Here is a 24,512-nt window from a genome sequence, read left to right as displayed (position 1 = left end):
CTTTAATGCCCTTCCTGACCTCCTGCGCCTTTCGTGGAGAACCACCGGATATCGCCTTGATCTTGCGCACGGCACCTCCACAAGATTCTATGTTCCTTCACATGTCTCCGGCTTGGTCGGCCGGGGGCCAACAGAGCCTGTGGGGGACTCAGTTGAGAAGGAATCAGCACCGCATACGCATCGCGGCGACGCTCGCCGCGCTGACGCTCGGCACCGCGGGGCTCACCGCCGTCGCGCCGTCCGCCGCCCTCGCGGCCGACGGTCCGGTGGCCGGTGACACCGTGGCCAAGCTGCCGATCTCGTCGTACTCGGCCATGGTCGTCGACTCGGCGCACGAGCGGGTCTACATCACCGACGACCGCCGGGACCGGGTGGCGAACCAGGTCCATGTCTACAACTTCCAGGGCCAGAAGGTCGGTTCGCTGCCCACCGGCACCGCACCGTCCGGGATGGCCCTGAGCGCCGACGGCGGCACGCTCTACGTCTCGCAGTCCTCGGGCATCCTCGTGTTCGACACCGTGACGCAGCAGCGCACCGGCTTCACGTTCACCGCGTACGACGTGGGCTGCCCGCGCGATGTCGCCTTCGCGGGCGGCAAGGAGTGGCACACCGAGACGCCGTACTACTCCGACTGCGACACCCGCACGACCTGGCTGCACGGCACGAGCGGGAACCAGGCCACGAACACCGGATGGAACGGCGCGGGCCGGCTGCGGCTGACCAGCGGCCCCGAGGCCCCGGACCGCATCGTGATGGCGCAGACCCGCAGTCCCGGTGAGGCCGACCCGTTCCTCACCACGCTCGACGCGAGCGGCGACACGCTCGTGCGCGGCCCGGAGCGCCGGTTCGCGGACGCCGAGGGCCGGGGCGCGCTCGACGTGCGGGACACGGCGCAGTCGCCCGACGGGCGGCGGATCGCCGTCGCCGACGCCGGGTACGGCACCCGGCTGCTGGACGCCGCCGACCTGTCCGACGCGCCGGCCGGGTACCAGCCGCTGCCCGAGGGGGCCGTGGCGTCCGCCGTGGCCTTCAGCGGCGACGGCACCTACATAGCCCGGGGCGCCGCCGCGACCGGGAGCACGGTCGACCTGCTCGTGCAGCCGGCCGACCCGGCGGCCGGTACGGCCCCGCTGGAGTTCGCCTTCGAGGGCGCGCTCGACGGGGACCGGATCGCACCGCGCGGGCTCGGCTGGTCGAAGGACGGCTCGCGGCTGTTCGCCGTCACCACCAACACCTACGGCAACGAGTACTGGCTGCACGTCATCCAGCCTCCGGCAGCTCAGTACGGCTCCCGCTTCACCGGCGCACTCTCCACCACCCCGGGCCGGCCCGTCGTCGGCGAACCGGTCGGGATCAGGGGCCGGCTGGAGCTGGACGGGCCCGCGCCCGCCGAGCCGGTCAGGGTGTCGGCGGTACGGCACGACGCGAACGGCGACCGCAAGCTCGCCCCCGTCGAGGTCGACGCCGACGGATCGTTCACCGTCCTCGACGTACCGTCGCTGGTCGGCGACGCCACCTACACCGTCTCGTTCACCGGTGACGTCACCCACCGTCCGGCCGAGGACACCACGCTCGCCGTCACGGTCGACAAGGCCCCGACCACCATCGCCCTCACCGCCCCGGCGGAGGCGAAGAAGAGCGCCGGGCTGACGATCACCGGCACTCTTACCGGCCAGGGGCGGCCGCTGCCCGCCGGGATCACCCTGTCCGTGGTGCGCACCGACCGGAAGGGCACCGGCACGCTGACCTCGGCAGCCGTCGCCGCCGACGGCACGTTCACCATCAACGACCTGCCCCGCGCCACCGGCCAGGTGACGTACGAGGTCGGCTACACCGGTGACGCCCTGCACAGCGGATCGACGGCATCGGCGACGGTGCGGGTGCGCCTCTGACGGAAGCGGGCCGCGCCTTTGACACGGCGCGGCCCGTGGTGCGGTCCGTGCGGCGGAACGGGCACGCCCGCGCACCATCGGGACATCGGGGCATCGGGATGAGTGGCACCCGGCCCACGCGCCTCGACGGCACGTGGGCCGGGGCCGTCAGTGGACGCCGACCAGTCGGGTCGAGGCGGCGGGGGCGGCGGCGAGCGCCGCGGTGTGGGCGTCCATCCGCTCGGCCGCGAGGATCGCGACGGCCGTGTCGGCGCGGGACGCGGCCACCACCAGTGCCCGGCCCGCGAGGGCGTGGGCGCGGCGGTGCAGTGCCGGTGCGGGTGCGTCGGTCCGGGCGGCGTGCCGGGCGGGCGGCGCGCCGCGCAGCCTGGCGACCTGAACGGCGATGCGGTCGCCCGCCTCGCCGATGCCCAGCTCGTCGGTGACCGCGAGGAGCGCGGCCAGGTGCCCGGCGAGCTGGATGTCCAGCTCTTCCTCACGGGAGCGGTGCGGGAAGTCGTCGGCGTGGTCGGCCGGTGTGTGGACCGATTTGGTGCGGATCGGTTCGTACATGGATGGCCTCCTGGTATTGCAGTGGGACCATCCTACATTGGATTAAGTCTAAAGTTGTCTGCGATCGATTCCCGGCTCCCGCGGAATCCTCGGTGGCCGGCCGCTACGGCTGGCCGTAGCCGTCCAGGAAGTGCGCGATCCGGGTCACCGCGTCCGTCAGATCCTCGGTCGAAGGCAGCGTCACCACCCGGAAGTGATCGGGTTCGGGCCAGTTGAACCCGGTGCCGTGCACGACCATGATCTTCTCGGCCCGCAGCAGATCGAGCACCATCTGCCGGTCGTCCTTGATCTTGTAGACCTTGGGATCGAGCCGCGGGAAGAGATACAGCGCCCCCTTCGGCTTCACGCAGGTCACGCCCGGGATCTGCGTCAGCAGGTCGTACGCGGCATCCCGCTGCTCCAGGATCCGCCCGCCCGGCAGCACCAGGTCGTCGATCGACTGCCGCCCGCCCAGCGCGGTGGCCACGGCGTGCTGCGAGGGCATGTTGGCGCACAGCCGCATGTTGGCGAGGATCGTCAGCCCCTCGATGTACGAGGAGGCGTGCGCCTTCGGACCGCAGACCGCCAGCCACCCCGACCGGTAGCCGGCCACCCGGTAGTTCTTGGAGAGCCCGTTGAAGGTGAGCACCATCAGATCGGGCGCGATCGTCGCGGTCGGGGTGTGGGTCGCGCCGTCGTACAGGATCCGGTCGTAGATCTCGTCGGAGCAGACGACCAGGTTGTGGCGCCGGGCGATCTCCGTCAGCCCGCGCAGCATCTCGTCGTCGTACACCGCACCCGTCGGATTGTTCGGGTTGATGATCACGAGGGCCTTGGTGCGGTCGGTGATCCGCCGCTCGATGTCGGCGAGGTCCGGCATCCAGTCGGACTGCTCGTCGCACCGGTAGTGCACCGCCGTGCCGCCGGCCAGCGAGACCGAAGCGGTCCACAGCGGATAGTCCGGAGCCGGTACGAGGACCTCGTCGCCGTCGTCGAGCAGCGCCTGCATCGACATCTGGATCAGCTCGGAGACACCGTTGCCCAGGTAGATGTCCTCGACGTCGAGGTCGATCCCCTTGGTCTGGTAGTGCTGCATCACCGCCCGCCGCGCGGACAGCAGCCCCTTCGCGTCGCCGTAGCCGTGCGCCCCGGAGAGGTTGCGCAGTATGTCTTCGAGGATCTCGGGCGGGCACTCGAACCCGAACGCGGCAGGGTTGCCGGTGTTCAGCTTGAGGATGCGGTGACCGGCTGCTTCCAGCCGCATCGCCTCCTCCAGCACGGGGCCCCGGATTTCGTAACAGACGTTGGCGAGCTTCGTGGACTGGATGACCTGCATGCCTGGGAGCTTACGACCGCGCCCCGCGCCCTGCCCGGCCTTTCCCTCCCGGTTGCCCCACCCGGGTATTTCCCCCGCCCCGCCCCGTCTTCCATAGCCATGCGCCCACCGTCCGTGACCGTGGGAACGCCGGGCGGGACCGGGGGTGGGGCTTCGAATCCGGTGGAATCCGGGCGTGACGGACACGGACGGGTGAGATGCGCCACGACGCGGGAGGCGTTCGGGGCGTGAGGGCGTGACGTATGGGCCCGTCGTCGGGTTGACCGTCGTATGAGCAATGCGTACGACTTCGAGATCGAGCCGGAGGTGCGCGCGTGGCTGGAGAGCCTGAGCGACCACGACTTCAAGAGGGTCGATGAAGTGGCCGGGATACTTGCCGTCCTCGGGCCGGAGCTGGGCGGCCCCTGGGCCGACCACCTCGAAGGGCCGGTCTGGGAGCTGCGGCTCCGGCTCCGCGATGTCGCGCCTCGTGTGACCTACTGAATCACTCCGGCGCGCACCATCGTGCTGCTGACCGTGTTCCGCAAGACCAGACAGCACGAGCAGGCACAGATCGACCGTGCCGTACGCGCCCGGAAAGTCTGCGAAGGTGCGCATCATGAACCGGTGACCGCGACGTATGAGAGGAAGGCGTGATGGCCGGACAGCACAGCCGCTGGATTCCCTCGGGTGTCCGGACGGACGATCCGGAACGGATTGCCATTCGAGAGGCCCTGGCCTTCGGTAAAGCCCTCTACGACCGCCGGACCGCGCTCGGGCTCAGCGTGGCCGATCTGGCCGGACGTACCGGCATGGCGGAGGACGACATCGAGTGCATCGAAGAGGGGGGCACAGCGCCGACGATCGAACTCCTCAGGAGCCTCGCGGCCGCCCTGGATGCCGATGTGCGTCTCACGCCCGGTCATGACCTCGGTTCCCTCTGGTTCGAAGCACACGCTGCCTGACCGAGGGGGCATGCGGGGCGCGGAAGGCGGGAGGCACGAGTGTCCGCGCCCCGCGCAGTGTCCGACGGTCGGGCTTCCGTCACTCCGGCAGCAGGGCGCCCGGGGGGAGGCGGATGCCGAAGTCGGCCGCCAGTACGCGCAGCACCTCGTCGCCGTCCGCGAGCTCGCGTTCCTCGCGGGTGCCGTTCGGCGCGGTGACCGTGAGGGTGCGGCCGGTCAGTGAGAGGTGGGTGTCCGGGGTGGTGCGCTGGGCGTACACGCGGTGCGAGAACGGGGAGCGCGGGTTGGTCGCGATGTGCCAGTTGATCACCTCGTAGTCCGGCGCCTCGAAGGGCTCCAGCGTGAAGGCGTACTGGGACTCCCACGCCCCGTCGGCGCTGTACGCCTGGAGCTCCCACCGCGCCAGCGGCCCGTCGTGCGGGGTGTTCACGAGCCGGTGGCGGCGCGGGGCGTCGTGCAGCTCGGCGCCGGCGACCAGCGGGATCGGCTCCAGCAGTGCGCCGGGGGAGCCGAAGCCGACATCCGCCAGGAACGGCGTCGCCTCGCCCGGCACCTCGGCCAGCATCAGCATGTGCGTGCGCGGCCGGATGTCCCCGGGCCCGGCTCCCACCACGACCCGCGCGCACAGCAGGGTGATCCGGAAGCCGAGCGCGGTCAGCGCGGCGGCGAGCAGCGTGTTGTGCTCGTAGCAGTACCGTTCTTAGCGTTGTTGGCCAGTGTTGGCCGAACTGTCGCAAACCGGGCCGGTGATGGCCCGGTGACCTCGCGAACGGTCTTCGAGGTCGGGGAACAGCGCGAGCTGGTCACCTCGGTACGGTCGAGTCTTGCCGCCTCGGTTGGGCGTGCTCGCTGTCCTGGGTGGGCTCGCGGTCCCACGTGCCCTCGGGGCGGGTACGGCCTGGCCGGTAGCTCTCCGCTTCACGATCCTCCGGTCGTGGGCGGTCACACCTGGCCGTCGCCGTGCTCGATACCCGAGGGCGCGTCGTCCGATGGCCACCGAGGCACCATGGTGCCGGGTGACCGTGATCCGCTGGTTCTGCTGCTGGAGCGGGGTCTTCCAGTACCGTGCGCCCCAGACACTGGTGTACGCCGGGTCGACCGCGATCACGACCAACCCGGCGTGGAAGGCCATGGAGCGCAGGCGCTCACGGAAGCGGGCGGTGGGGATGCCCGCAACAGTGCGGCGGAACTTCTTACCCCTGCCGCCACGTCCCATGGTCTCCCGGCCGGTCGACCTCGCGTCGTCGAAACCCAGGTTCTCGATCGCGATCCCCGCACAGCGGTACTCGCGGGCGAGGCGGAGCAGTTCGGAGATCGCCGCCCGCAGCCGGCCATCGCGCTGAGTGGTCGGGCCGGTGAGGTAGAGGGGGACGGTGACCGGCTCTCCGACGGGGTTGCCGTGTGGATCGAGGACGTACGCGGCAAGGTGGTCGGCGTTCAGGTCCACCCCGAGGAGTGTCTGCCCGGATGCGCGGACCTCCTGCAAGGTGGGCAGGACGGCCGTCTCGGCACTCCAGGAGGCGTCCACATACCAGCGGTCGCGCTGCGGGTCGTGGACGATGTCGTAGCGCACGGCCCGGTTCGCGGTGGCCCGGTCCAGCCACTCCTCCCGCCGATGGGAGAAGCCGACCGCGCACGTGAGCCGGTACCGACCCCTGGGGGCGTTCGCCAGATGCCGCAGCGGCCCGGGCAGCACGATCGCCACCTCGCCCGTCTCCGGGACGACAGTGATCGTGTAGTTGCCATACGGGGCGCCGGACTCGCCGTCGGCAGTCAGGAACAGACGGGCGGCATCCCACCGCCGCCGCCACTCCACCTCCGTGAGCCCGGCATCGGCAAGGCTGTGCCGGACCTTGGCCAGCCGCCTCCCGCCCACGACGATGCGCAGCCGGCCAGCCTCGATACGGGCCTCGACCCGCACAAGCCGGGCCCTGAGCATCCCGAGTCGGCGCTGCTTCTCGAACCGCTCCCCCTGGTCCGCATAACCCCGAACCCGGCCCTTACGCCCACACGGCACCGCAAGCCGCTCCTCGATGGCACGCACGGCCCGGCGCAGCGAAGCCCGCTCGTCGAACAGGCAGCGCAGAGAGAGCTGGTACTGGTCCTCCGACGCGCGGGTCACCGCGCCCGCCCACCGCGACGACGACACGGCGGTGAGCCGCCTCTTCCGCTCCGCCCGCCGGTTCTCCCCCGCCCTCACCCGCCCCAAGGCGACCCGTTCGGCGAGGTCGGCCCGCTGATGATGACCAAGATGCTCGCCGACCCGGCGGAGGACTTCGACCTCTTCGACGGTCACGCGCAACCGGTCACGGATACGAGCCCCGGCCGGGGCGGCGACCGTGAACGGAGCCGCGACGGCCCGCAGACCGCGCCTCCTGCCACGCTTGCGTGCCACCGGCCCCCTCCCCACGATCGCATCGAACTCAGCTACCACCACCGATCATCCGTGCCACACGACACAAAATCCCGGGAACCGCTCCCGTTCACCCCATCGGGGGATTCACCGGCCAGCCACGACCAACAACCGAACCAACTGCTGCCAACCCGCCGCGTACGAGCTTGGCCTCCAGGTCGGCGAGTGCCAGCGAGGGAGCGCTGCCGAGGACCGGGTCCAGGTTCTCGAAGGGTATGCCCAGGGCGTGGGCGCGGTGCACGGAGCGCAGCACCTCTGCGGTCGGCTCGCGCTTCCCGCTCCAGCCGATGCGGGCGAGATAGGCGTCGAGGTCGGGCAGGCGGTCGCGGTCGGAAGTCATGACCCCGACGGTACGCAGTGGGGGCGGCCGGCCGGCCCCGGTACCCGGTTGCCTCCTGCGTACCTCAGATGTGGCTCAACTCGGGTGAGAGGGCCGCTCTTTCCGGAAACCATGACCACATGATCGGAAACGGGAAGCAGGATCTGGCCGTGGTCGTGGTGCGCGACGCGGAAGCCATCGCTGCGGCGCTCCGGCAGGCGCTGGAGACCGCGGGCGCGGAAGAACGCCCCGGCCTGGAGCGGGCCCTCGCCGTGGTCGCCGACGCGGCCGGCGCACCGGACACGGAGCTGCGGGGCCGCTGGGCGGGGCGCCGGATCAGGGCGGGCGGCCACGAGGGCCCGCTCGACGCGGTCGCGGCGGTCAAGGCGCTCCGCAAGGCCGAGCCGGGTCTGAGCCTGCGCCAGGCGGTGCAGCTGTCGAGGGAGGCGGCCGCGACGGAGGCCGCGTAGAGCCGCACATCTTCACGGACGCCGGGCGGCCGTCGGCCTGACGGGGCGCCGGCCCTGCGGGCGGCCACCCGACCGTACCGGGCACAGGATGTCGGGCCCGCGGTGGTGCGCGGTTCCTAACGTGAGTGTCCGTAAGGGAAGGAGGCCGGGGTGCTGGAGAAGCTGAACCAGGCCATGGAGTACATCGAGTGCCGTCTCGGTCAGGAGATCGAGGCGGCCGAGCTGGCCCGGATCGCCATGACGTCGGAGTACCACTTCCGGCGGATGTTCTCCGCGCTGGCCGGGATGCCGCTGTCGGAGTACGTGCGGCGCAGGAGGCTGACGCTCGCGGGCGCCGAAGTGCTCGGCGGGGAGCGGACGTTGCTGGAGGTCGCCGTGCGCCACGGCTACTCCTCGGGCGAGGCGTTCGCGCGGGCGTTCCGTGCCATGCACGGTGTCGGTCCGGGCGAGGCCCGGCGGACCGGTGCGGTTCTGCGGTCCCAGCCCCGGATGTCCTTCCGTCTTGTGGTCGAAGGGAGCAGCAGCATGGAGTACCGGATCGTGACGAAGGACGAGTTCCGGGTGGCGGGCAGGAAGGCGCGGGTCCCCCTGGTGCACGAGGGGGTCAACCCGGCCATCGCCGAGTTCGTCAGGGGCATCGACAAGGAGACCGTGGCGCGCATCGCGGCCCTGTCCGACCAGCAGCCGGAGGGCATCGTCCAGGTCAGCGACAACCTCGACCGGAGCCGTGCCGAGGGGACCGAACTCGACTACTACCAAGCCGTGGTGACGAGCAGTCAGGAGGTGCCCGAGGATCTGGATGTGCTGGTGGTCCCGGCGGGCGCCTGGGCCGTCTTCGAGAACACCGGGCCCTTCCCCCAGGCACTCCAGTACCTGTGGCGGGACGTGTTCACCCAGTGGTTCCCGTCCAATCCGTACCGGAGCAGGCCGGGCCCCGAGATCCTGCGCGTCCGGCTCTCGGAGGACGGTGCGCGGGGCGAGGCGGAGCTCTGGATCCCGGTGGAGCCGGCCACCGCCTGAGCCCGACGGCTTGAAACCGCCCCTTGTGGGGGCCCCTTCAGTGCGCCAACATGCGCATGTCAAATCCGAAGGAGACTTCGGTGGGCGGGGGCCAACAGGACCCTGCCCAGGTCACTTGAGGGGACCCCCACATGAAGAAGCCTCTCGTCGGTGCGCTGTTCGCTGTCCTGCTCCTCGGGGCAGGTGCCGCGCCCGCAACCGCTGCAACCGGCCACGACGCGTCGTCGCCTGCCGCGGTCAAGGAGAAGGTCAGGCCCAAGGCGGTCAACTTCGCCGGGACCGTGGCGCTCAGCAACTGTTCCGGCTCCGTCGTCCGCACCCCGAACTCCCAGCCGGGCGATCCCGCGCTGGTGCTCTCCAACGGGCACTGCATGGAGACCGGATTCCCGGGCCCCGGTGAGGTCGTGTTCGGCCAGCCTTCCACCCGCAGCTTCACCCTGCTGAACGCCTCGGGCAGCGGCGTCGGAACCCTGCGCGCCAGCAAGATCGCGTACGGGACGATGACGGACACCGACATCTCGGTGTACCAGCTCACCCGCACCTACGCCCAGATCGAGAGCACCTACGGCATCAAGGCGCTGGAGCTCAACACCGCGCACCCGGTCCAGGGCACCGCGATCACCGTCGTGTCCGGCTACTGGAAGCGCACGTACGCCTGCAACGTCGACGGCTTCGTCTACCGCCTCAAGGAAGGGGAGTGGACCTGGAAGGATTCGGTCCGCTACACCTCCGCCTGCCAGACCATCGGCGGCACGTCGGGCTCCCCGGTGATCGACAACGCGACCGGCAAGGTCGTCGCCGTCAACAACACCGGCAACGAGGACGGCCAGGAGTGCACGGACAACAACCCGTGCGAGGTCGACGAGAACGGCAACGTGACGGTGCGCGAGGGCATCAACTACGCCCAGGAGACGTACGGCATCGTGCCGTGCATCGGCGCCGGCAGCCAGTTCGACCTCGACCGTGCGGGGTGTGCCCTGCCCAAGCCGTGACCGTGTGAGCCATGTCGCCGCCGCGATGCCCGCCACCGGGTGCCGCGGCGGCGACGCGCGCGTTCACGGCTTCGCCGTGCGTCCGATCGCCGCCTCGATCCCGTCGAGCAGCACCCCGAGTCCCACGTCGAACGTCTCCCTCGCCTCGCGCTCCAGGTACGGCACCGGCTCCTCGCCGGGCGCGGGGGTGGGCGCAGGTGGCTGAGGGGTGGAAGCGGTCTCCATCGCGACCAGGCTCGGGTAGCGCTCCGCGAAGTCGGGCGCCACCTCGCCCAGCAGCGCCGAGCGGGCGAACCACCACTCCTCGTCCGGCTCGCCCGTCGCCGCCGCGGCCTGCCGCGCCTCGGCGACCGTCCCGGCGCAGCCGCGCACGAAGTGGGAGAGCGTGCCGACCAGCCGCCGCAGCAGGTGCGCTTCGAGCCCGGTCGCGTTCAGCAGCCGCACGAGCGTGTCCAGTCCCGCGTACTCGTGCGGGCCGAGCACCGGGCGGGCCTGGGAGACCTGGAGCACCCAGGGGTGGCGGAGGTGGAATTCGAGCCTGTCCCGCGCCCAGGCGGTCAGCCCCGCACGCCAGTCGCCGGTCTCCTCGTACTCCGCGGGCAGTTCGGCGTGGACCGCGTCGTACATCAGGTCCAGCAGCTCGCTCTTGCCGGGGACGTAGGTGTAGAGCGCCATCGCGGTGCGGCCGAGCCGCTCGCCCACCGCGCGCATCGACAGCGCGGCCATGCCGTCCTCGTCCGCGACGGCGATCGCGGCAGTCACGATCACATCGACGCTCAGCCCCGGCCTGGGGCCGGGACCGGGACGCCGGCCCTGCTCCTTCGGCCCGTCGGCGCGCCACAGCAGGGACATCGAACGGCGGGCGTCGCCCTGTCCGGCAAAGACCACCACTTGCGACTCCTTACGCCGTAAAGTAACTTCGTCAGGTAATTCCTTACGGCGTAAACTATCAGTCGGAGAGGGCGGAAGCCGCGATGGGGCAGGCGTTGACCGTGTCGTACGTACGGGTCGTCGGCGTGGAGCGGATCACTCCGCGTACGGCGCGCGTCACCTTCACCGGGGACGCGCTGGCGGGGCTCATGGAGGACCGGCCCGACCAGCAGATGAAGCTCTGCTTCCCGAGGGAGGGGCAAGGAGCGCCCCGGCTGCCGGAGCCGGAGGCCGACGACACGTACGGCATGCGGTGGTACGAGGCGTACCTCGCGATCCCCGAGCCCGAGCGGCCGCTGCTGCGGAGCTTCACCGTTCGCGCGTACGACCGTGGACGTGACGTGATGACGGTCGACTTCGTGCTTCATGGCGACGACGGGCCCGCCGCCCGCTGGGGCCGGGACGCGCGAGCGGGCGATGTGCTCGGCATGGTCGGCCCGTCGTCGCTGTACGCCCGGCCGGTGCCCGCCGCCGACTGGCTGCTGCTGGCCGGCGACGAGTCGGCGCTCCCCGCGATCGCGACCCTGCTGGAGTCGCTGCCCGCCGGGGCGCGGGCACTCGCCTGGGCCGAGGTCGCCGACGCGACGGAGGAGCGGCCGCTCGACTCGGCCGGCGAGGTGAGCGTCCACTGGGTGCACCGGGACCGCGGCGGGTCGCTGGCGGACGCGGTGCGGGCGGCGCCACTGCCCGCCGGGACCGGGGCCGCGTGGCTGGCCGGTGAGGCGGGGGCGGTACGGGCCCTGCGCCGCCACCTGGTCGAGGAGCGCGGGCTGCCCCGGGCGGCCGTTCAGTTCAGCGGCTACTGGCGGCGCAGCCTCACCCAGGACGACGCCCCGACCGAGGAGGACCTGGCCTGGGCGAAGGAGCAGGCGGGGGAGTGAGGGCGGGGGAGTGAGGGTGGGGGAGCGGGTGCTGAGGGGTGAGGACGAGGGAGTGAGGGCCGGGCGCGCTACCCGGCGGCGCGTCCCGTTCCCCGGACGGCCCGGCCCGCCAGTGTCTGGGTGCGGCGGCCGTCCTCGATGACGAAGCGGCCGTCGATCAGTACGTGCGGGATGCCGACCGGAAGGGTGCGCGGCTCCTCGAACGTGGAGCCCGCCGCCACCGTCGCCGGATCGAAGAGCACCAGATCGGCGCGGTAGCCCTCGCGGACGTACCCCCGATCGGCCAGGCGCAGCCGCCGGGCCGGGCGCGAGGTGAGGTGGGCGACGCACTCCTCCAGCGAAAGGATGCCCAACTCCCGTACGTACCGGCCGAGATACTGCGGGAACGTGCCGTAGGCGCGCGGGTGCGGCTTGTCGCCCTGGAGGATGCCGTCGCTGCCCCCGGTGTGCACCCGGTGGCGCATGATCTGCCGCACGTTCTCCTCGTGGCCCACGTGCTGGAGGATCGTCGGGCCGAGCCGGTCCTCGACGAGCAGCCGGCGCGCGGTCGTCCAGGGCGCCTCGCCGCGCAGCCGCGCGGACTCGGCCACCGTACGGCCCACGTGGTCGGCGAGGGCGGGGGCGCCGACCCCCGAGATCTCGATGGTGTCCCACTCGATCGGCACGCCGTGGCAGCCGTCCGAGCCCAGCACCTCCAGGTGGTGCCGGATGCGTTCCGCCGTGGCGTCGTCGGCGAGGCGGGCGAGCACGGACTCGGGCCCGCCCTCGCTCGCCCAGCTCGGCAGCATCGCGACGAGGGTCGTGGAGCCGGGGGTGTACGGGTAGGTGTCGAGGGAGATGTCGGCGCCCGCGTCCAGGGCGTCGTCGAGCAGGGCGATCAGCTCGGGCGCCCGGCCCTTGTTCACGCCGAAGTTCATCGTGGCGTGGGCGAGATGGAGGGCGCAGCCCGCGTTCCTGGTGAGCTGCACCATCTCCTCGTACGCGCCGAGCGCGCCCGCTCCGTACGAGCGGTGGTGCGGGCAGTAGTAGCCGCCGTACTGGGCCACCACCCGGCACAGTTCGGTGAGTTCGGCGTCGTTCGCGTACATGCCGGGGGTGTACGTGAGGCCGGAGGACATGCCGACCGCGCCTTCCGCCATGCCCTGGGCGACGAGTTCCTTCATCCGGGTCAGTTCGGCATCGGTGGCGGGGCGGTCCTCCCAGCCCACCGCGTACATCCGGACCGTGCCCTGCGGGACGAGGTAGGCGGCGTTGATGGCGATGCCTCGGCCGTCAAAGTTGCGGTCCAGCCGGTCCAGGTACTCGCCGACGGTGCGCCAGTCGAAGTCGATGCTCGTGTCCTCGGGTGCACAGCCGTTCCAGCCGGTGATGGTGGAGCGGACCTCGGCGAGCGTCCGGTCGTCGACCGGGGCGTACGACAGGCCGTCCTGGCCGAGGACTTCGAGCGTGACACCCTGCGCGGCCTTGGCGCTGTGGTCCGGGTCGCGGAGCAGCGCGAGATCGCTGTGCGCGTGCATGTCGATGAAGCCGGGCGAGAGGACGAGCCCGTCGGCGTCGAGCGTGCGGCGGGCGGAGGGGCGCGGGCCGGGGGAGCCCTCGGGGTGGATCCCGGCGATCCGGCCGTCGGTGATGGCCACATCGGCGCGGTGGCCGGGGGCGCCGGTGCCGTCGACGACGTGGGCGTTACGGATGACCAGGTCCATGGGGGGCTCCAGTTCAAGCCCCTCCGGCGGACGGGGGAGCGCTGCAGCTCCTCCGGTGGCCGAGGAGCATTTCAAGCCTCTCCGGCGGTTGAGGAGCGGGGGGTCCGGGGGCGGAGCCCCCGGTTACGGGAAGGGGCGGGGCAGGGGAACAGCCCCGCAGGGCAGCTCCCCTCCCACAGCTGTCGGACGCAGGTGTCAGAAGAACGTGCGGATGTAGTCCGTGACCGTGCCGTCCGCCGCGACCAGCGGAATCAACTGCCACTTGTCGAAGCTGGTGCACGGATGCGACAGGCCCATCCCCACCCAGTCACCGACCTCCAGCTCCGCACCCGGCTCCGTACGCACCCATGCGTGCTGGTCCGACAGCCCGGTGACCGAGATGCCCGTCGCGGGCCGGACCGCGCCGTCCCGGCCGGACCGCACGACCTGCGCCTCGGGCAGGTCGAGGTCGTACGCCGCGTCCCGCTTGCCCGCGTTGAGGAACGCCTGCTCGGCCGACGGGCGCGACACGACCTGCGCCCACAGCCGGAAGGCGGGCTGCAGCTCCCCCTCCTCCGGCACCCGGTTGAACGGGGTCAGGTGGCGGTAGTGGCCGTCGTCGTGCGAGACGTACGCCCCCGAGCGCAGCAGCTTCAGCACCGGCGCCGACAGCTCCGGGATCTGTGCGAACACTTCCGCCACCGCGTCGAACCAGGCGCTGCCGCCCGCGCTGATCACGATCTCCTCGCCGGACGCGAAGCGCCCCGCACGGTCGAAGTCGACGGCCAGCGCGACGAGCCGGTCCAGCCAGTCCCGCACCCGCTCGGCGGACGCCTTTGGCACCTCGCCCTCGTAACCGGCCACGCCCACCAGCCGCAGGGTCCCGGTCGCCGCCACCGCGTCGGCCACCGCCGCGCACTCGGCCTCGGTGCGGACCCCGGTGCGCGCGCCCTCGCCCGCGCCCAGCTCCACCACGACGTCGACGGGGCGGGAGGCGCCCGCCGCGCGCAGCGCCTCGTCCATCAGCTCCACGCCGCGCACCGAGTCGACGTAGCAGATGAGACGGAACTCCGGGTCGGAGTCCAGCTCGGCGGCGAACCAGCGCAGGGCCGAGGCGTCGACGAGCTCGTTGGCGAGGAAGATCCGCCGGATCCCGTACGCCCGGTAGACCCGCGCCTGGTGCGGCACGGCGGCGGTGATGCCCCAGGCGCCGTACTCCAGCTGGCGGGCGAAGAGCTGCGGGGACATGGAGGTCTTGCCGTGCGGGGCGAAGGCGAGCCCGTGGCGCTCCGCGTACGTCTCCAGGAGGGCGAGGTTGTGCTCGACCCGCTCGGCGGACAGGGCGAGCACCGGGGTGGTGAAGCCGCCCGTGAAGAGGTTGCGCCGCTCGGCGGCGAGGGCGCCGACGGTCAGGCCCTCCGCGTCGGGCGGGAGCGCCTTGAAGCGGTGGTCGACCAGCTCGTCGGCGAGTCCGGACACAGGACGGTCGGCGCCCAAGGGGGCCTCCTCGGTCGAAGTCGTCGTTGCACCATATGCAACACCCATTGCGTATATCGCTTGACGCTGTCTAACATCCGAGCCGACGCCGGGTCAATGGCGTGCAACCCCGCCGCGCCCCGAACCCGCATCACCGAACCCGCGAGGAGCCCCGAGTGTCCGGAACCCCGGCCAGGACCGCCGACGCCGCCACGGCCGCCGAAGTCGTGTGTCTCGGCGAGTCCATGGTGACGTTCCTGCCGTCGCAGCCCGGACGCCTCGCCGACGTGCCCTCCTTCGGCCGCGGCATCGGCGGCGCCGAGTCCAACGTCGCCTGCGCGCTGGCCGCCGCCGGGCACCGGACGGCCTGGGTCAGCCGGGTCGGCGCGGACGGCTTCGGCGACCACCTCGTCGAGGCGATCGCCGGCTACGGGGTCGACACCTCCGGCGTGCGGCGCGACCCCTCGCGGCCCACCGGGATCTACTTCCGCACCGCGACCGACCGGGCCACCGACGTGCACGAGGTCGCCTACTACCGGGCAGGCTCCGCCGCCTCCGCGATGTCGCCCCGGAACATCCCGTACGTGACACTGCCCACGACCCGGGTCCTGCACCTGTCCGGCATCACCGCGGCGCTCTCCGCCGACTGCCTGGCCCTGCTCCACGACCTGACCGGGCCCCGCCCCGGCCGCCCGCTGATCTCCTTCGACGTCAACCACCGGCCCGGCCTGTGGCGCGACACCGACGCGTCCCCCGAGGTGCTCCTCGACCTGGCCCGCCGCAGCGACCTGGTCTTCGTCGGCGAGGACGAGGCGGCGGAGGCGTGGGGCGTGACCGGCGCGGAGGCGATCCGCGCGGCGCTGCCGGAACCGGCGACGCTGGTCGTGAAGCGGGGCGCGGAGGGCGCGACGGTCTTCTCGGGCACCGGCGATGTCTCGGCCGGCGGCGTCTCGGAAGCCGGTGTCGACTCGGGCGCCGGCGGCGTCACCACGGTCCCCGCCCTGCGCGTGGACGTCGTCGCCCCCGTCGGAGCGGGCGACGCCTTCGCCGCCGGGTTCCTCTCCGCCACCCTGCGCGACCTCCCCGTACGCGACCGCGTCCGGCACGGCCACCTCATGGCCGCCGCCGTCCTCACCGTCCCCGGCGACCTCACCGCCCCGCCGGCCCGCGCGCACGCCGACAGCCTTGCCGCACTGGACGACGAGGCCTGGGGGAGACTTCGTCTCGGCCCCGGGTGGACGGGGGACGACCAGGAGGTACGTACGACATGAGTCAGACCGTCGACCGGGCGCTGAGCATCCTGCCGCTGCTCGCCCAGGGACCCGCCGACCTCGGCCAGGTCGCCGAGCGGCTCGGCGTCCACAAGTCCACGGCGCTGCGCCTGCTCCGTACGCTCCACGAGCACGGCCTCGTCTACCGCCAGCAGGACCAGCGCTACCGCCTCGGCGCCCGCCTCTTCGCCCTCGCGCAGGAGGCCGTCGAGAACCTCGACGTACGGGAGATCGCCCACCCCCACCTCGTCGAACTCAACGAGAGCTGCGGTCACACCGTGCATCTCGCGGTGTACGAGGAGCAGGAGGTCCTCTACATCGACAAGGTCGAGAGCCGCTACCCGGTCAGGATGTACTCGCGGATCGGCAAGCCCGTCGCGATCACCGTCGCCGCCGTCGCGAAGCTGCTCCTGGCCGACCTCGCCGAGCCCGAGCGGCGCGCCATCGCCGAGAAGCTCGACTACCCCATGTACACGTCCCGTTCGACCCCGAACGCCGGTGCCTTCCTCAAGGAGCTCGCCGTCGTCCGCGAACAGGGCTGGGCCACCGACCTCGGCGGCCACGAGGAGTCCATCAACTGCGTCGGCGCCCCCATCCGGGGGGCGGACGGGCGGGTCGTCGCAGCGATGTCGGTCTCCGCGCCCAATGTCGTCGTCACGGCCGAGGAACTCCTCACCCTGCTCCCGCTGGTGCGCCGCACCGCCGACTCCATCAGCCGGGAGTACTCCGGCACCACCCGACCCAAGAAAGCCTGAACAGCCATGACCGAGAAGATCGCCCTCACCCCGAGCACCCACACCACGCCCCCCGCGAAGTTCTCGCACGGGGTGAAGAAGGGGAACATCCTTCAGGTCGCCGGCCAGGTCGGCTTCCTGCCCGCAGCCGAGGGCCAGGCCCCGACCCCCGCCGGTCCGACGCTGCGCGAGCAGACCCTCCAGACCTTCGCCAACGTCAAGGCGATCCTGGAGGAGGGCGGCGCGAGCTGGGACGACGTGATGATGATGCGCGTCTACCTCACGGACGTGGACCACTTCGCCGAGATGAACGAGATCTACAACGCCTACTTCGGCGAGCAGAACCTCAAGGCCGCCCCCGCCGCCCGCACGACCGTCTACGTCGGCCTCCCCAAGGGCCTCCTGATCGAGATCGACGCGCTCGCGGTCCTCGGCTGAGCAGGCCGAACCACCCGACCCGGCCGAACCAGTCACGATCACCGGTACCCCGCTGGTGCTGTCCACTGTGTCCCAGAAGCCGGTCGGCAACATCACTGCTGAGCCTGGTGATCTAGGTTCTTCCAGCTGGCTCGGACCGGCTCAGGCCTGGCTGACGCAGATGATGTTCTTGCCCTTGTCCACCTTCCAGTACCAGTAGCGCTGCCCGCTGTTCGCCGGACAGATCTGGCCGCTGTACGACTTGGGTGCCCGGTAGTAGCCGGTGATCTGCGCGATCGACTGGCCCGCGACGGGCACCTTGTCGGCGTTGCAGCTCCAGACCACGAGCAGACGGGCGTTGCCGTTGCCGTCCAGATCGGCGGGGAAGCACTGGCCCTTGCGGAACTGACGGGTCAGACACAGCGTCGTGTTCATGTCGTCCTTCGCGGCGTGGTACCAGGTGCCACTGCCGTTCTCCGAAGGGCAGGGGTCGGGGGTGCCGCCGGTCGAGTAGGCGCGGGTGACATAGACGTACGCGTTGGCGGAGTCACAGGCGACCGGCTGCGGCACCGCGGAGCTCCAGTTCCCGTACCCGTCGTCGTAGACGTTGAGGCACTGGCCGCTGGTCACGTACCGGAAGGCCCGGTCGACGGCATCGGCGGTCGGGGTGGGGGTGGGCGTCGGAGTCCGCATCGCGTTGGTGCCGTAGGTGCTCCCGGAGGCCGAAGTGCCGCCGGTGCTCTGCGCGCCCGGCGTCTCCCAGGGCCGGTAGATCAGGAGTACCAGGACGATGACCGGTACGAGCAGCCAGCTCGCGGAGGGGGACGACTTCTTCGCCGGTGTCACGGGCGTGGGCGTGGGTGCGGGCGTGGGCGTGGGCGTGGGGTGCGGCTTCGGCTTCGCCGACGAGGCACGCGCACGCGCCCGCTGCGCGGCCCGCTCCCGCTGCTCGCGCTCCGCCCGCTCCCGCTGCTCGCGCTCCGCCCGCTCCCGCTGCTCGCGCTCCGCCCGCTCCCGCGCCGCCCGCTTGTCCGCCCGCTCGCGCTCCGCGCGCTCGTGCTCCTTCGCGGCGCGTTCCCGCTCCCGCGCGGCCCGCTTGCGCTCCCGCAGCTGCGCCTCGCGCTCCGCCGTGTACATCCGCGTCGGCCCCGGCGGCGGAACCGCGCTCGTGCGCTGGTCCTTGCCCGTGCGCTGGTCCATGGTCAGGGCGTCCGGGTCGATCCGGCCCGCGCGGCCGAGTTCCCGGCCCTGGGCCGCGTACTCCCCGATCAGCGCCGCCCAGGTCGGCGGCAGCCAGCGGCTCCCGCTCTGTGTGGCGGGCATTCCGGCTTGGTCCTGGCGGAAGCGGGCGAGCAGTTCGGCGGGTGCGGGGCGTCGGGCCGGGTCTGCGGCGAGGCAGGGGCGGATGGTGGGGATGAGTTCCTTGGGCAGTCCGTCGAGGTCGAGTTCGCCGCGTTGGACGCGGGCGAGGAGTCGGAGGGTGTCGCCGTCGGCGGCGTAGGGCGGTCGTCCGGTGGCGAGCATGAAGAGGGTCGCGCCGAGGGAGTAGACGTCCGAGGCCGCCGTGGATGCCTCGCCGCGTGCCTGTTCGGGGGAGGTGAAGGCGATGGTGCCGAGGGTCAGGCTGGTGCGGGTGAGGTCGGCGGCGTGGGAGATGCCGAAGTCGATGACCCGGGGGCCCTCCAGCGGCAGCAGCACGTTCTGCGGTTTCACGTCACGGTGGACGATGCCTTCCCGATGGAGCGTGACCAGCGCCTCCGCCGTGCCGGCCGCCACCCACCGCACCGCCGACGCGGGCAGGACACCGCAGTTGCGGACGAGTTCGGAGAGAGGCGGTGCGGCGATGTAGTCGATGGCCATCCACGGCCGCTCGGCGTCCGGGTCCGCGTCCCGTACCCGCGCCGTGTGCACGCTGTCGATCCGCTGCGCGAGCTTCACCTCACGCGCGAACCGCCGCCGGTCGACCTCGCTGATCTCGCCGTCGGCGAGCAGCGTCTTCACCGCGACGAGTTCTCCGGCGTCCTGCCCGCCGCCCCGTGCGTCGCCCACGGCCAGATAGATCCGCCCCATGCCGCCGGACGCCAGCCGTTTGATCAGCCGGTACCGCCCGAGAACCGTCGGATCGTCCCCGCTCAGCGCCTGAACCCGCGCCCCGGCCATGTCATTCCCCCTGTCGCACAACCGCACCTCCATCAAGGTGGCACGCGACCTCGTCCGGGGCTACGGACCGGCCTGTCCCGGACAGCGCGCGGCCGGTCCGGGACAGACAAGGGGGAGGTGCACGGGGGTGTTGTGCCGCACCCGGTCAGGCCGCCGAGGCGCAGATGATGCTCCGGCCGTTGTTCACCTGCCAGTACCAGAACCGCTCCCCGCTCCCGGCCGGGCAGGTCCACTTGGTGCCGGCCGAGGGCGCCCGGTAGTACCCGGTTATGCGCAGGATCGACTGGCCGGCCTGGGGGACGGTCGACGAGTTGCAGGACAGCACCACCGTCAGATCGGCGCTGACGGAACTCTGGACCTGCGCGGGGAAGCACTGGCCCACCTGGTACACCCGGTCGAGGCAGAGCGTGCGCTCGATCCCGTCCTCACCGGACTTGTGCCACCAGGTGAAGCCCTGTCCCGTGTCGCAGGGGCTGGACTCCCCGGACTGCGACGTGACGCGGTTGACATGCATATAGGCGTTCCAGGCACGGCAGTTGACCCGGACCGGGGTCGTGGCGCTCATCTTGCCGTGTCCGTCGCTGTACACGTTGAGGCAGTCACCGGCGCGCACGGCGCGGAACGCCAGATCGGTGGCGTCGGGTGTGGGGGTCGGCGTGGGGGTCGGGGTCGGTGACGGCTCGTCGTCGGTGCTGCCCGAATCGTCCGAGGTACCCCCGGAGTCGTCGCTGCTGTCGTTGTCGTCGGTGCCGGTGGTCTCGTCGTCGGAGTGGGTGTCGAGACCGCTGCCGGACGTGACGGCACCGGAAGCGGTGGTGCCGGCGGAGGACCCGCCGCTGCCGCTCGCCTTCCCCGAGGTTTCCCAGGGCTGCCAGATCACCAGGGCGACGACGACGGCGACGGCGATCAGCCAGCCCCAGTTCGAGGAGCTGCCCGAGGCGGCGCCCGGCGGGCGCGTCGTGCCCCCGGCGGGCGAGGCGTTGGCGGACGCGGCCGCCCGCGCACGCGCGGCACGGATCGCCTGCTGGGCACGGGCGGCCTCCTCCGCACGCTCCCTCTCGGCCCGCTCCCGCCTGGCGCGGTCCTGCGCCGCCGCTTCCCGCCTGGCCCGCTCCTGCGCGGCCCGCCGCTGCTCGGCACGGGCGGCCTCCTGCCGGGCGGCCTCCGCGCGTTCGCGCTCGATGCGCCGCGCCTCCTGCCGGGCGGCTCCCGCGCGTTCGCGCTCCGCCCGCTCCTGCTCGGCGCGCTCGGCCTGTTCGCGCTCCGCCTGCTCCCGCTCGGCCTGCTCCGCCCGCTGCCGCTCCGCCAGTTCCGCGAGGGCCGCCAGCTCCTGCCGGGTACGGTCGCGGCGGTCCCGGTCGCGGGCGGCGCGGGCCCTGCGCTCCTCCGTGTAGACCATCGTCGGGCGGGGTGGCGGCACCACGTTCGTACGTCCGTCGGCGTTCGGCGCCGCCGGGGCCGCGCCGCGGCCGTTCGCGAGTTCGATGCCCTGGGTCGCGTACGCGCCGATCAGTTCCGTCCACCGTGGTGGCAGCCAGCGGGTACCGCTGTGTGTGGCGGGCATTCCGGCTTGGTCGCGGCGGAAGCGGGCGAGCAGTTCGGCGGGTGCGGGGCGTCGGGCCGGGTCTGCGGCGAGGCAGGGGCGGATGGTGGGGATGAGTTCCTTGGGTAGTCCGTCGAGGTCGAGTTCGCCGCGTTGGACGCGGGCGAGGAGTCGGAGGGTGTCGCCGTCGGCGGCGTAGGGCGGTCGTCCGGTGGCGAGCATGAAGAGGGTCGCGCCGAGGGAGTAGACGTCCGAGGCCGCCGTGGATGCCTCGCCGCGTGCCTGTTCGGGGGAGGTGAAGGCGATGGTGCCGAGGGTCAGGCTGGTGCGGGTGAGGTCGGCGGCGTGGGAGATGCCGAAGTCGATGACCCGGGGGCCCTCCAGCGGCAGCAGCACGTTCTGCGGCTTCACATCACGGTGGACGATGCCCACCCCGTGCAGGGTGACGAGCGCCTCCGCGGTCCCCGCGGCGATCCACCGCACCGCCGAGGCGGGCAGGACACCGCAGTTGCGGACGAGTTCGGAGAGCGGCGGTGCGGCGATGTAGTCGATGGCCATCCACGGCCGCTCGGCATCCGGGTCCGCGTCCCGTACCCGCGCCGTGTACGCGCTGTCGACCCGCTGCGCGAGCGACACCTCGCGGGCGAACCGCCGCCGGTCGGTCTCGCTGACGTTCCCCTCGGCCAGCAGCGTCTTCACGGCGACGAGCCCCCGGCCGCCGCGCTCACCGCTGCGGGCCAGATAGATCCGCCCCATGCCGCCGGACGCCAGCCGTCCGATCAGCCGGTACGGTCCGAGCGCCGCCGGATCGTCCGCGCCCAGTGCCTGCACCCGCGCCCCGGCCATGTCCCGCCCCCTGTCGCATCACCGTCGAGCCCGTCGAGCCCAACAACGGTGCCATGTACGCGTCCGAACAGCCATGGAATGCGGGAAGTCCCGGCACTCTGTTGCCGGTCCGGGACAGGCCTGGGACGGCGCCGGGAACGGCCCCGGGATCGGCCCCGGCCCCGGAACGTGCAGCAGCGCCGCCGGGGGAGCGGCGGCGCTGCTGGTCAGGAGGTGCGGCTACCGGCTGAGGGCGACCAGTCCGACAACCGGGTAACGGCTACGGCAGGCCGTGCACGTGCGGGCCCACCGCGTTCGACCAGGCGTTGCCCGACGCGGCGTCCCAGTTGGTCGACCAGGTCATCGCCCCGCGCAGCCCCGGGTAGGTCTTCGAGGGCTTGAAGGAACCGCAGCCGGTGCCCTTGGCCAGGCAGTCCAGCGCCGCGTTCACGACGGAGGGCGCCACGTAACCGCTGCCCGCGCCCCTCGTGGAGGCCGGCACACCGAGGCCGACCTGGGACGGGTCGAGGCCGCCCTCCAGCTGGATGCAGGCGAGCGCGGTGAGGAAGTCCACCGAACCCTGCGAGTAGACCTTGCCGTCGCAGCCCAGCATCGAACCGCTGTTGTAAAACTGCGTGTTGACGACGGTCAGGATGTCCTTGATGCCGAGCGCCGTCTTGAAGTACTCACCGGACGTGGACTGCATGTCGATGGTCTGTGGCGCCATCGTGATGACGAGGCCCGAGCCCGCCTTCTGCGACAGCGAGCGCAGCGCCTTCGTCATGTACGTGGAGTTGAGGCCGTTCTCCAGGTCGATGTCGACGCCGTTGAAGCCGTACTCCTGGATGAGGGTGTAGACGGAGTTCGCGAAGTTGGTCGCGGAGGCGTCGCTGTTGACCGAGATGGAGCCCTTCTCGCCGCCGACCGAGATGATGACGTTCTTCCCGGCCGCCTGCTTCGCCTTGATGTCGGCCTTGAACTGGTCGACGGTGTAGCCGTTCAGGCCCGCCGTGTCCAGGTTGAAGGTGACGCCGCCCGGCGTGCTCGTGGCGTCAGCGAAGGAGACCGCGATGATGTCGTAGTTCGCGGGCACGTCGCTGAGCTTCTGCACGGTCGCGCCGTTGTTGAAGTTCTGCCAGTAGCCGGTCACCGCGTGCTTGGGCACGGAGGTGCCGGGGTCGGGGTTGCCGCCGCCCTCCTTGGCCGTACGGCCGCTGACCGTCGCGGACTTGACGGACTCACCGGCCGCGTTGGTGGCGGTCACCGCGAACTGGTACGCGGTGTCGGCGGCCAGCCCCGTGACCGTCGCCGAGTTCCCGGTGGTCGTGGTGGCCTTCGCGCCGTCCCGGTAGACGGTGTAGCCGGTCGCGCCGGAGACCGCGTTCCAGGACAGGGCCACGGAGGAGGAGGTGGCCGTGCCGACCGCCAGGCCGGCCGGGGCGGACGGGATGGTCGGCTCCGGGTCGGTGCCGCCCCCGCCGTCGGGGCCGTTGACCGACACGTCGTCCACCAGATAGGCGGCCTGCCCGTACCAGCCGTGCGTGTAGACCTGGACCGAGGTGGTGCCAGGACCGGTCTTGAAGCTGGTGGTGAGCTGCGTCCAGTCGCCGGAGCCGGGGGACCAGGTCGACACATCGGTGGTCCCGGTGCCGCTCGCGCCGAGGTACGCGTACCCGCCCTGCACCCAGGAGCTGAGCGTGTACGTCGAGTCGGGCTTCACGGCCACGGTCTGGGTGCACCGCGCGTTGTCCTGGCCGGCCGGGGTGGCCTTGAGGGCCGCGGTGCCACCGTGCACGGGGGAGGAGACGGTGGTGCCGCTGCCGCCGGAACAGGTCCAGTTGGCGAGCCCGGATTCGAAGCCCGCGTTCTTGGCGACGTTGATATCGGCGGCCTGGGCGTTTCCGGCGAGGCCCGTGGCGGTCAGCGCGCCGGCCGCGAGGACGGCCGCGGCGGCGCCGACGAAAGGACGGCTGTAGCGTCTGCGGATTTTGTGGCCGTTGGCGGGGGAAGGTTCCACTTGCAGCCTCCGTGGGGGAGTCGGGGGTGCCTGCCGGGGTACTTGATGAGGAGCCGGCGGGGTGGACCGGCGGTACTCGGATCGTCCGGCGGGTGACGGGCAGAAGAAGGGGATGTGGAGTTGAGGAACGGTGGCCACCGCTGGCCGACAAAGCTGGTCCAGACCAATCGAGTTGTCAAGACCTCTGGCAACGGGACCTGCGGCGACCCTGTTCGCCCGGCCGCTTCCGAACCGGTCCGCCAGAGGCTCGCAAGCGCCTCCGCTTGGGCTCCGAACCGGCCCCGGCTTCCCTGTGAATTGACGTTTTGTTGACCTCGCCGGACCGTGCCGCACCCCGTGCGGGTGAAGTGCCGCAAGTGCTCGGACAGTGACCGTCCGGTCTTCGCGGGGGCGGGTGCGGCAGGTTCCGCATCCGCGCTGACGTGCGGCGATGAATTCGGGGCCGGGGTGACCGGAAGGTGTATCGGTAACCCTCCGCAGTTGTACAGAAGTTGACGATTTTCGATTTGGTCCGATTTAGCACCGGGGCGTTACGAGGGCGCCTCGCACACGTTGTCGGACTGGCCTCCGAAAAGTGTTCTCTGCCAGGTAAGACGTGGATAAAGTGCTGAAGCAGAACCGCGGAGCAGGAGCGATTGCGGCCGACGTCATGACCGGCG

19 protein-coding genes and 2 pseudogenes are annotated in these 24,512 nt (G+C 71.7%); 10 read left to right on the top strand and 11 right to left on the bottom strand.

Features of this window, described 5'->3' with window-relative positions:
- Window positions 1–152 precede the first annotated feature (152 nt).
- The gene (locus ACFYY7_RS10905) at window positions 153–1,892 is read left to right on the top strand and encodes an Ig-like domain repeat protein (protein ID WP_388659675.1); all 1,740 of its coding nucleotides are present in this window, start codon (window positions 153–155) and stop codon (window positions 1,890–1,892) included.
- Between the two features lie 147 nt (window positions 1,893–2,039).
- Here the strand turns inward: ACFYY7_RS10905 and ACFYY7_RS10900 are convergent, their stop codons facing one another.
- Both ACFYY7_RS10900 and ACFYY7_RS10895 read right to left on the bottom strand, forming a co-directional pair.
- Entirely contained in the window at window positions 2,040–2,444 is a 405-nt protein-coding gene (locus ACFYY7_RS10900) for a hypothetical protein (protein ID WP_388659672.1), read from the bottom strand.
- Window positions 2,445–2,547: 103 nt separating this feature from the next.
- Window positions 2,548–3,759 (bottom strand): pyridoxal phosphate-dependent aminotransferase, encoded by a 1,212-nt coding sequence (locus tag ACFYY7_RS10895; protein ID WP_266730067.1) that lies wholly within the window; start codon window positions 3,757–3,759, stop codon window positions 2,548–2,550.
- 270 nt (window positions 3,760–4,029) lie between these two features.
- On the opposite strand from ACFYY7_RS10895, the gene ACFYY7_RS10890 reads away from it, so the two are divergent.
- Window positions 4,030–4,242 (top strand): hypothetical protein, encoded by a 213-nt coding sequence (locus ACFYY7_RS10890; RefSeq protein WP_388659669.1) that lies wholly within the window; start codon window positions 4,030–4,032, stop codon window positions 4,240–4,242.
- Between the two features lie 152 nt (window positions 4,243–4,394).
- Entirely contained in the window at window positions 4,395–4,703 is a 309-nt protein-coding gene (locus ACFYY7_RS10885; protein ID WP_388659666.1) for a multiprotein-bridging factor 1 family protein, read from the top strand.
- Between the two features lie 79 nt (window positions 4,704–4,782).
- On the opposite strand, the pseudogene ACFYY7_RS10880 reads toward ACFYY7_RS10885, so the two are convergent.
- The 3 genes and pseudogenes from ACFYY7_RS10880 to ACFYY7_RS10870 all read right to left on the bottom strand — a co-directional run.
- Window positions 4,783–5,397: pseudogene (locus ACFYY7_RS10880) on the bottom strand (arylamine N-acetyltransferase); the annotation flags it as partial.
- Between the two features lie 6 nt (window positions 5,398–5,403).
- On the bottom strand, window positions 5,404–7,098 hold the full coding sequence (locus tag ACFYY7_RS10875) for a hypothetical protein (protein ID WP_388659663.1): 1,695 nt from the start codon (window positions 7,096–7,098) through the stop codon (window positions 5,404–5,406).
- Between the two features lie 148 nt (window positions 7,099–7,246).
- A pseudogene (locus ACFYY7_RS10870) lies at window positions 7,247–7,456 on the bottom strand (arylamine N-acetyltransferase); the annotation flags it as partial.
- Between the two features lie 119 nt (window positions 7,457–7,575).
- On the opposite strand from ACFYY7_RS10870, the gene ACFYY7_RS10865 reads away from it, so the two are divergent.
- The 3 genes from ACFYY7_RS10865 to ACFYY7_RS10855 all read left to right on the top strand — a co-directional run bounded on the left by ACFYY7_RS10865 (window position 7,576) and on the right by ACFYY7_RS10855 (window position 9,917).
- Complete coding sequence (locus ACFYY7_RS10865; RefSeq protein ID WP_388659660.1) at window positions 7,576–7,905, top strand: hypothetical protein; 330 nt, start codon at window positions 7,576–7,578, stop codon at window positions 7,903–7,905.
- 150 nt (window positions 7,906–8,055) lie between these two features.
- Entirely contained in the window at window positions 8,056–8,925 is an 870-nt protein-coding gene (locus tag ACFYY7_RS10860; RefSeq protein ID WP_388659658.1) for a GyrI-like domain-containing protein, read from the top strand.
- Between the two features lie 131 nt (window positions 8,926–9,056).
- Window positions 9,057–9,917 carry a serine protease gene (locus ACFYY7_RS10855; protein ID WP_388659655.1) on the top strand — a complete coding sequence of 287 codons (861 nt, stop codon included), beginning with the start codon at window positions 9,057–9,059 and terminating at the stop codon, window positions 9,915–9,917.
- 63 nt (window positions 9,918–9,980) lie between these two features.
- Here the strand turns inward: ACFYY7_RS10855 and ACFYY7_RS10850 are convergent, their stop codons facing one another.
- The gene (locus ACFYY7_RS10850) at window positions 9,981–10,808 is read right to left on the bottom strand and encodes a TetR/AcrR family transcriptional regulator (RefSeq protein WP_388659652.1); all 828 of its coding nucleotides are present in this window, start codon (window positions 10,806–10,808) and stop codon (window positions 9,981–9,983) included.
- Between the two features lie 83 nt (window positions 10,809–10,891).
- On the opposite strand from ACFYY7_RS10850, the gene ACFYY7_RS10845 reads away from it, so the two are divergent.
- A complete protein-coding gene (locus ACFYY7_RS10845; protein WP_388659649.1) occupies window positions 10,892–11,728 on the top strand; it encodes a siderophore-interacting protein in 837 nt (278 codons plus the stop codon).
- Between the two features lie 68 nt (window positions 11,729–11,796).
- Here ACFYY7_RS10845 and ACFYY7_RS10840 read toward each other — a convergent pair whose 3' ends face one another.
- Both ACFYY7_RS10840 and ACFYY7_RS10835 read right to left on the bottom strand, forming a co-directional pair.
- Entirely contained in the window at window positions 11,797–13,431 is a 1,635-nt protein-coding gene (locus tag ACFYY7_RS10840) for an amidohydrolase family protein (protein WP_388659646.1), read from the bottom strand.
- A 195-nt stretch (window positions 13,432–13,626) separates the two neighbouring features.
- Window positions 13,627–14,955 carry an alanine racemase gene (locus ACFYY7_RS10835; RefSeq protein WP_388659643.1) on the bottom strand — a complete coding sequence of 443 codons (1,329 nt, stop codon included), beginning with the start codon at window positions 14,953–14,955 and terminating at the stop codon, window positions 13,627–13,629.
- 107 nt (window positions 14,956–15,062) lie between these two features.
- On the opposite strand from ACFYY7_RS10835, the gene ACFYY7_RS10830 reads away from it, so the two are divergent.
- Genes ACFYY7_RS10830 through ACFYY7_RS10820 form a run of 3 tightly spaced genes read left to right on the top strand, consistent with a single transcriptional unit; the run spans window position 15,063 to window position 17,329 of the window.
- Entirely contained in the window at window positions 15,063–16,157 is a 1,095-nt protein-coding gene (locus ACFYY7_RS10830; RefSeq protein WP_388659640.1) for a sugar kinase, read from the top strand.
- Window positions 16,154–16,912: an IclR family transcriptional regulator gene (locus ACFYY7_RS10825; protein ID WP_388659637.1), complete on the top strand. Its 759-nt coding sequence runs from the start codon at window positions 16,154–16,156 to the stop codon at window positions 16,910–16,912. The genes ACFYY7_RS10830 and ACFYY7_RS10825 overlap by 4 nt, the downstream gene beginning before the upstream one ends.
- A gap of 6 nt (window positions 16,913–16,918) precedes the next feature.
- Entirely contained in the window at window positions 16,919–17,329 is a 411-nt protein-coding gene (locus ACFYY7_RS10820; RefSeq protein ID WP_388659634.1) for a RidA family protein, read from the top strand.
- Between the two features lie 141 nt (window positions 17,330–17,470).
- Here the strand turns inward: ACFYY7_RS10820 and ACFYY7_RS10815 are convergent, their stop codons facing one another.
- From ACFYY7_RS10815 to ACFYY7_RS10805, 3 genes are all read right to left on the bottom strand, one after another.
- Window positions 17,471–19,468, bottom strand: a complete 1,998-nt coding sequence (locus ACFYY7_RS10815; protein ID WP_388659631.1) for a serine/threonine-protein kinase — start codon at window positions 19,466–19,468, stop codon at window positions 17,471–17,473.
- Window positions 19,469–19,613: 145 nt separating this feature from the next.
- On the bottom strand, window positions 19,614–21,857 hold the full coding sequence (locus ACFYY7_RS10810) for a protein kinase (protein ID WP_388659628.1): 2,244 nt from the start codon (window positions 21,855–21,857) through the stop codon (window positions 19,614–19,616).
- 259 nt (window positions 21,858–22,116) lie between these two features.
- Complete coding sequence (locus ACFYY7_RS10805; RefSeq protein WP_388659797.1) at window positions 22,117–23,823, bottom strand: chitinase; 1,707 nt, start codon at window positions 23,821–23,823, stop codon at window positions 22,117–22,119.
- Between the last annotated feature and the right edge of the window lie 689 nt (window positions 23,824–24,512).

Source organism: Streptomyces sp. NPDC001933 (assembly GCF_042890955.1).
In the GTDB taxonomy this organism is placed as follows: domain Bacteria; phylum Actinomycetota; class Actinomycetes; order Streptomycetales; family Streptomycetaceae; genus Streptomyces.
Note: the sequence above shows the minus strand (reverse complement) of the source record. Positions and strands in the feature narration are given on the sequence as shown.